Annotated in this window: 9 protein-coding genes and 1 pseudogene; 7 read left to right on the top strand and 3 right to left on the bottom strand. The window is 50.1% G+C overall.

Features of this window, described 5'->3' with window-relative positions; all coding sequences use genetic code 11:
• Window positions 1-172: 172 nt before the first annotated feature.
• From KUG41_RS15140 to KUG41_RS16210, 6 genes are all read left to right on the top strand, one after another.
• Window positions 173-796 (top strand): integrase core domain-containing protein, encoded by a 624-nt coding sequence (locus KUG41_RS15140; protein ID WP_216905040.1) that lies wholly within the window; start codon window positions 173-175, stop codon window positions 794-796.
• Between the two features lie 55 nt (window positions 797-851).
• Entirely contained in the window at window positions 852-1,193 is a 342-nt protein-coding gene (locus tag KUG41_RS15720) for a DDE-type integrase/transposase/recombinase (RefSeq protein WP_371734175.1), read from the top strand.
• Window positions 1,115-1,303 (top strand): integrase core domain-containing protein, encoded by a 189-nt coding sequence (locus tag KUG41_RS15715; RefSeq protein ID WP_371734174.1) that lies wholly within the window; start codon window positions 1,115-1,117, stop codon window positions 1,301-1,303. The genes KUG41_RS15720 and KUG41_RS15715 overlap by 79 nt, the downstream gene beginning before the upstream one ends.
• A 19-nt stretch (window positions 1,304-1,322) precedes the next feature.
• Window positions 1,323-1,583: a hypothetical protein gene (locus KUG41_RS15130; protein ID WP_216905039.1), complete on the top strand. Its 261-nt coding sequence runs from the start codon at window positions 1,323-1,325 to the stop codon at window positions 1,581-1,583.
• A 173-nt stretch (window positions 1,584-1,756) separates the two neighbouring features.
• Window positions 1,757-2,023, top strand: coding sequence for a hypothetical protein (locus tag KUG41_RS15125; protein WP_216905038.1), 267 nt, complete (start codon window positions 1,757-1,759; stop codon window positions 2,021-2,023).
• Window positions 1,920-2,255, top strand: coding sequence for a hypothetical protein (locus KUG41_RS16210; RefSeq protein WP_371734173.1), 336 nt, complete (start codon window positions 1,920-1,922; stop codon window positions 2,253-2,255). Before KUG41_RS15125 ends, KUG41_RS16210 begins: the two co-directional genes overlap by 104 nt.
• Before the next feature lie 327 nt (window positions 2,256-2,582).
• On the opposite strand, the gene KUG41_RS15115 is transcribed toward KUG41_RS16210, so the two are convergent.
• Entirely contained in the window at window positions 2,583-3,494 is a 912-nt protein-coding gene (locus tag KUG41_RS15115) for a hypothetical protein (RefSeq protein WP_216905036.1), read from the bottom strand.
• Between the two features lie 57 nt (window positions 3,495-3,551).
• Here KUG41_RS15115 and KUG41_RS15110 point away from each other — a divergent pair, with 57 nt between their 5' ends.
• Complete coding sequence (locus KUG41_RS15110; RefSeq protein WP_216905035.1) at window positions 3,552-4,232, top strand: class I SAM-dependent methyltransferase; 681 nt, start codon at window positions 3,552-3,554, stop codon at window positions 4,230-4,232.
• Window positions 4,233-4,440: 208 nt separating this feature from the next.
• Here KUG41_RS15110 and KUG41_RS15710 read toward each other — a convergent pair.
• Both KUG41_RS15710 and KUG41_RS15105 read right to left on the bottom strand, forming a co-directional pair.
• Window positions 4,441-4,657 (bottom strand): annotated as a pseudogene (locus KUG41_RS15710) (IS5/IS1182 family transposase); the annotation flags it as partial.
• A gap of 243 nt (window positions 4,658-4,900) precedes the next feature.
• Window positions 4,901-6,265: a methyltransferase domain-containing protein gene (locus KUG41_RS15105; protein ID WP_216905034.1), complete on the bottom strand. Its 1,365-nt coding sequence runs from the start codon at window positions 6,263-6,265 to the stop codon at window positions 4,901-4,903.
• Window positions 6,266-6,543: the final 278 nt, after the last annotated feature.

The following is a 6,543-nucleotide window of genomic DNA, read 5'->3' as shown; positions in this document are numbered from 1 at the left end:
CTCACGCCTTGCGAGTCGCCCCGCGTTGATGCCATAGGCGGCTGCTACTGCTGATGCAACAACCCTAGCGGGGTAGCAGCTTTAAAGATGCAATGCGGGGGTCGCGCCAAACAGGTTGACCGCTCCCGAGGGGCTGCGCTGAATCCGGTTGCCATGCGCAGGGCACCGGGCCATGCCTGCTCCCCTCACCGTTCAACAGATTGCCTGTACATGTCCAAACGACGATCAGGCAGCCGCCAGGAGGCGGCTGCCGCGGCGTCGGAAGCGCTCACGCCCTGCCGACGGCTCAAGGGAGCTGCTGAGAGCCGAGTACACGCACCACGTGTGGGCGATCGACTTCCAGTTCGATCAGACGATGGATGGCCGCATGCTCAAGTTCCTCAATGTGATTGATGAATTCAGCCGCGTCTGTCTGGCGATTTGTGTCGGTCGGCGATGCAGAGCTGTTGATGTGATCGACACGATCGAGGAGCTGCTCAAGCTCTCTCCACCACCCACTCACCTGCGCATGGACAATGGCCCTGAGTTTATTGCCCATGCCCTGCAGGAGTGGTGCACAGGCAGCGTTTCCGGCACGGCCTACATCGAGCCAGGTTCACCCTGGGAGAATCCATTCGTGGAGTCGTTCAACGGCCGCTTCCGGGATGAGTTCCTGGATATTGAGCTATTCGCATCGGTGCAGAGAGCCAGTCAATTGGCGGAACAGCACCGAATCGAGTACAACACCTACAGACCGCATTCGGCGTTCCAGGGGCGTACGCCCCTGGAGGTCCTCCAGCAGTGGAGAGCGGCCTGACCACCCACTAGCTCTCAGAAGCACTGGACCAGCAAGGGGGGTCACGTCAGCGGTTGTGGATCTATTCTCCAGGCACGTGCTCAGCTGGAAGCTCTCCAACAGCCTTGACACGGAGTTCTGCTTGGAGGCCCTGGAGATGGCCCTGGCGAGTGGCGACAAGCCCCAGATCTTCCACTCCGATCAGGGCTGTCAATTCACCTCGTCAGGCTTCATTCAACGACTTAAAGCAGAGGAGATCCAGATCAGCTGGTCCGGCCGTAGACGCTGTACGACAACATCCTGGTGGAGAGGCTGTGGCGCACCGTCAAGTACGAAGAGGTGTACCTGCGTGCCTACAGCGATGGTTGGGAAGCGGAGATCAGCCTGGCCCGCTTCTTCTGGAGGTATGGCCATGTAAGGCCTCACAGCTCCCTGGGAGGCAGAACTCCCCATGAGGTCTATAATGATATCGAATCCTGTTCTACCCGTCCTGGGTTAACGATGTCAGGGGCCGAATCTGTCCAATAAAAGCCATCCACTTCAGGGAGTGGACGCTACGGGTCTGAGTTTTCTGATCGCCAGTCCCACCAAAGCCCTGTGCGATCGGCCGGTGCTCAGCCGGGAGCTTCCGGTGTTGTCGCGGATGGCGATGCGCCAGTGGTTGCTGGAGGATCTGAGGATCGATCCTGAAGGCCTCGTCCAGCTCAACCTGGACGAGATCCACCAGTGCCAGGCGAGTGGCTACAAGCGACGCCAGCTGGGAACACTGCTGAAGGTGATCGCCCCCCTGCAACAGGAGTTGGGTTGATGCAGGAACGGTCAGTGAGCAGCGTGGTGGAACAGATGTTGCGGCGCGTTCCGCAGGTCAGCGAGAAGTAGAAAACCAACCCGAGCCCGATTCTTTCCGCTTTTCTGAAGGCCAGCACGGCGATTGTTCAGCTGGCCATCACTGGGACGACGACCCTCAGGTACAAGTTCGAGGTGGATCCCGATCTAGCGCTTGGATTCAGCACGGAGGAGCAGTTTCTGCTTCAGCCCTATTCGTGTTACGTTAAGTGTTTCAGCCTTCCCGATCTGTTCTCCGGCAAGATGCTTGCGGATCTCTCACTGAATGCCCTGCTGGCTGGACGGATCGGCCGCCTGGATGTCGCCAACGCTTGCCTCGATATCCTACGTGTCATCTCCCAGTCCGAACCCTTGGCGATCTGGTCGCAGGATTACTGCACCAGCTGGTACAGCGTGTGGTAATTGTCACGTAGCATTTCCTGTGCGTTTGGAGAGAGAGCTGATGCAGAGTGCCGCCCTGATCGGGGCCCGGCACCATCGCAGTGCTGCTGAGCAGATTGAATACTGGGAAGCCCTGGGACGCCAGGTGGCTCGTGTGCTCGATCCGGACTGTTCGGCGCCGATTCGATCGGCGCTCCAGCGCAAGCTGTGTGGCATGTTAGTTAGGATGCCTGTCAGAGGACAATCCCGTTGATGGGCGCTTCTTTGTCATATTTGTTCCCAACTGATCTGCCTGCATTAAACGCGACGACAATGGGGAAACTCAAAGTTGGCCAAGTCAGGAGCTTCTCGCTAAATGGTGAGCCGGTGCTCCTGAAAAACCAGAGCCTACATGTTACATTGGTTCATGATCATTCCAGTTATCGAGCGTCACTCAAAAGCCGCAGACGATGCCAGCGAATTCGTTCCCATGGTCTGGCACGAGGAAACAAATTCCCTAGGAGTGTGGGAGACCTTCATCAGGAGTTATGCCCCGCCTGACAGGGTAATGGTGGGCTCTTTCCAGAAAACCAAGACCATATTAGCTTCCTAAGCTTAAGAATCTGAAATGATCAATGTCCTTAAGAAAAGTATCCATCGGTTGAGACCCGAATGCAGTATTGTCGTTTAAAGCATAGTTGTTAGAAAGGTGATGCAGCCAAGACCTCCTATCTATGCTCATCTCAATGGGCTCAACACGAAGCAGATTTCTCGAATGAAATCCATGTGGAATATTTACAAATGTTAAACCCTGGGCAGCTTTCTCTCGAATATTCCAAAAACCAAAATCTGGTGACATGGCAGGGCTTGAAACCATTTCTTGTATAAGGTCAGGATCCAACAGATACATACCCTGATAAGGGTTAGAGGCATTAACATAAATGTCACCATTGTCTAAGAATAGTATTGGCTGGTGCTTCATTGATACTCCTTGTGGGCAATCAGTGCTCACCCATGCTCCTCTCCTGAGGTCATACTCAACTCTCAGAAACGATGGGTAAAACCCACACGAGTTGAGGGCATCCCGAGATTCTAACCAATACAAGACATTCTCGAGGGTAACAAGTATATCATCCTCGCAGTATAGAAAATAACTACCATCGCGCTTATTCGCTACCTCTTCAAGAATTTCTCGGTGTGTCCAAGTCAATAGGAATGGATGACCTATGCCGCTTGGATGAAGATAAGAGATTGTAAAGTTTTCAGGTAATGGACCAACTAAATGCTCAAGTAACGATGAGTCATCCAGGTTTGTAATGATTATAAGAGTAATCTGATTCGCTACTCCGGCAATGCCGTTAATGAGATCTGTCAGAAAGCATGGCCTCTCAAGCACGTAGTAAAATGTAATACATATCACAAGCTTTTCCAGTGGCATTACGGCTACTTGAATTTCGGAAAGGAGATTAGAGAAGGGCTTTTTAAGGGTTGAGTTAATACCAGTCTCTCGCATTGTTGCTATGCTTCACTAAGATCAAAAGAGTCAGCCAGCCAGCCCATGTTAAGAGATATGCTGTTTCGAGGCTGTGACCCTTACTTTGGAATTGATGCTAATGATTTACAGGAGGATTTACAGGGCTGGGGATCTGACCATCCGATCTTAACATGGGCAGTTTTGAATGTCACAACATCACTCATCATTGAGGTTGGAAGCTGGAAGGGAAGATCTGCGATCAATATGGCGAAAGTGGTTCGGGATAACTCGTTAGAATGTGAGATCTTATGTATAGATACATGGCTCGGCTCTCCCGAGCACTGGTTGGCTTCTGGATCAAATAATGAGTGGTATGAGTCACTTAAGATTCTAAATGGAAGACCTGATCTATATAAAACATTCTTAGGTAATGTGATACTAAACAACTGTCGGAATATAATAACTCCATTTCCATTGACCAGTGACGCGGCTTTTCACGTGCTCAAGGCGCTAGGCGTATCTTCAAGTCTTATATATATAGACGCGGGACATGACTTCGCCACTGTGGCAAGAGATATTGAAAATTATTGGCAACTGCTATGCCACGATGGAATTATGATACTTGACGACTACTTGACATGGCCAGGAGTAACTAAGGCAGTGGATAACTTCGCAAGCGAGAGAGAAATTTGTGTTCACGGTGAGCCGGGAAAAGCAATTATGTGCAAGTCCGACAAATGGTCTGAGCGGCTAGGAACAACGATAGTGTATATCTAGCCTTGAAAATCCGAGGTAGGCCATCCCCGGAAATGCAGGTGGTCTCTCAACGAAAAGAAACGTGGAATCCCCACCAGCTTGCCGTCTGTTCCTTAGCCGGCATCAGGCTGATCACTCAGCCCTGCCATATGGAAGCTGCAAGCTGGTCTATGCCCCAGAAAATGCTGTAGCCAGCAGACCAGAAGGACAAAACGAAGCTGCAAGAGCTTCTCGAAGTGATGATCAAGGTTCCGAGCGCCCATTCTGAATGGCTTGGCGGGGGCTCCAAAGCCCTTACAGAAATGCGATGTGTAGTCAACTTCGAGGTTATCCCAGGGGATGGGCTTAGCCAGCTTGATCTAGCGGGTATGATCAAAAAGTCTGCCGTCAAAAGGTAAGAAGAAGACCTAAAACGAGAGCTGATAAAAAAGCTCGTGTCGATACATGTGGAAAAATCTGGGCGTTTCTTCGGCGTCAATGAGCTGTTATGCGCACATCCTACCTTTGAAAACTGCTCGAATCCATTCCGGTGCAAGGCTCCTGCGGTTTCTCAGGAGACCCCATATAATTTTAAAGACTTGACGAACGGGATGAGTGGCCAAGTCCATTTTGTCGGGCCAAGAGATCGTCTGATAATAAGTCAAAGGCTTGAAAGTGTGTGGAAGAACCTGCAGGATGTTCATGTTGGATCAGGCTGGCTTAGCTTTGATGACATATTGAATTGGAATACAGTTATCAGAGACGTCAGGAATAGTGCTATCATAGGCATTGGCGATACTATTAATTATAGGCAAATATTTGTTCTGGATGGGGTCTTCGAAAATCCTCGGCAGAATCAGTTCAATAGAGTAACCAGTCTTTTCAAAAAGGTCAATAATTGTCCTTCTTGTAAACCATCTTAGGTGCGTACGATCTAGCAAACCCTCATCCTCATAATGAAAGTTCCCGCTTGCCAGGCGGGCGATGACGCTCCAGTGCTGAGCATTAGGAATGCAGGCAATGATGGAGTCTTCAGGTTCAAGACTCTGACGAATGCGGCTTAGAAGACTCCATGGATCTTTAAGATGTTCTAGTGAATCTCCAAAGATCCATAGAGAGCTAGGAAATAACTTATTCCACACGCCATCGTCAATTGTCTCGATATCTCCTGTGATCACTTCTGTGCAGTGATTGCGAGCAAATACTGCCGAGCTTTCATCTATATCGATGCCGATATACCTATCGCAGTTATAGCTCTTGCGGTATGCTCTTGCAAGAGCCCCTCTACTACACCCAACCTCTACGACCGTGTCATAATCCTTATTCATTATCTTGAGTAGGTCCGGATTAAATCTGTCATGAGCGGGGGTCGAAAAAGCAAGACCAGTGACAGAACTGAATTCATGATCCCACTTCTTCGTATATCTACTGTAGGAATCTTTCCATCCTTCTGTGCCAAGCCTACCGCTACTCTGATGTGTCAGACTAATCGGATATGCTCCGAGTCTCAGTCCGGCTCTTCTAACTTGTCTGCAGAAATCAAGATCATAGAAGTGGAATGAGAACTGCTTGTCAAATAATATATTGTGCTGACGAAGCTGAAGGCAGCTTGCGGCTATCATGACACCGTCGACAAGTTCGCAAGCCCCCTGGGTGTTAGTGAATCTCATGATTTCCCCGAATGGATAGTCTCCATGTGCTATGGCGCCAACTAAGTTAACTTCTTGGTCCCAGTCGAACTCTAGGCTCGTATATGCCCAAGATGGCTGGCCGGGGACTAGTCGCCGATTGCCGATAACCCCAAAAGCATCAAACTCTTCGAGTCCTTCTCTCACCCTTTCAATAAATAGTAAATCTTCGATCCACACATCATCATGGATAAAAACAATCCCGTCTGAGCTTGCCGTGCTCTCGATTGCTTTATTATAAACAACGGGGAGGCCAGTGCTGTTGTCAAAGGCTATCTGCACAAAATCTTTGCTTATATCTAATCTTTTGATTGATTGACCTAGTGCCGTGTAGTTCCAAAAGTCTTGCTCGGAATATCTTGTGGCAGAGACAATGCGAATTTCCATCAGAGGTTGGAGAGTAAGGTCTTATGGTATTGAGATTCTAGATGATTGTCGTTCCTTCTACTCGTTTTTAGTAATGTTGCTTATTTGGGCTCATTCAGACTTGGTAAGCCTGCATAGCCCCCTCTGCCAGGAAAGTTGACGCCTCTCTATCCCGACCACTATTTCCACCAGGGGGCTTGAAGGAGCAGGCCAATGCGTCGTTACAGCGAGGCCGTCAAGGCTGATGTGAGGAGGCGGATGAGTCCGCCACACCGGCAGAGCGTGGCCCAGATCTCAGC

The sequence above is a fragment of the Synechococcus sp. CCY 9618 genome, from assembly GCF_019038415.1.
GTDB lineage: Bacteria > Cyanobacteriota > Cyanobacteriia > PCC-6307 > Cyanobiaceae > Cyanobium.
The sequence above is the reverse complement of the archived record's forward strand: the minus strand, read 5'-3'. Positions and strand labels throughout refer to the sequence as shown.

What these genes read in the sequence shown, in the direction of transcription:
- KUG41_RS15140 (WP_216905040.1), top strand. Translation starts at nt 173, where the DNA reads ATGCCTGCTCCCCTCACCGTTCAACAGATTGCCTGTACATGTCCAAAC.
- KUG41_RS16210 (WP_371734173.1), top strand. Translation starts at nt 1,920, where the DNA reads ATGTCGCCAACGCTTGCCTCGATATCCTACGTGTCATCTCCCAGTCCG.
- KUG41_RS15115 (WP_216905036.1), bottom strand. Translation starts at nt 3,494, where the DNA reads ATGCGAGAGACTGGTATTAACTCAACCCTTAAAAAGCCCTTCTCTAAT.
- KUG41_RS15110 (WP_216905035.1), top strand. Translation starts at nt 3,552, where the DNA reads ATGCTGTTTCGAGGCTGTGACCCTTACTTTGGAATTGATGCTAATGAT.
- KUG41_RS15105 (WP_216905034.1), bottom strand. Translation starts at nt 6,265, where the DNA reads ATGGAAATTCGCATTGTCTCTGCCACAAGATATTCCGAGCAAGACTTT.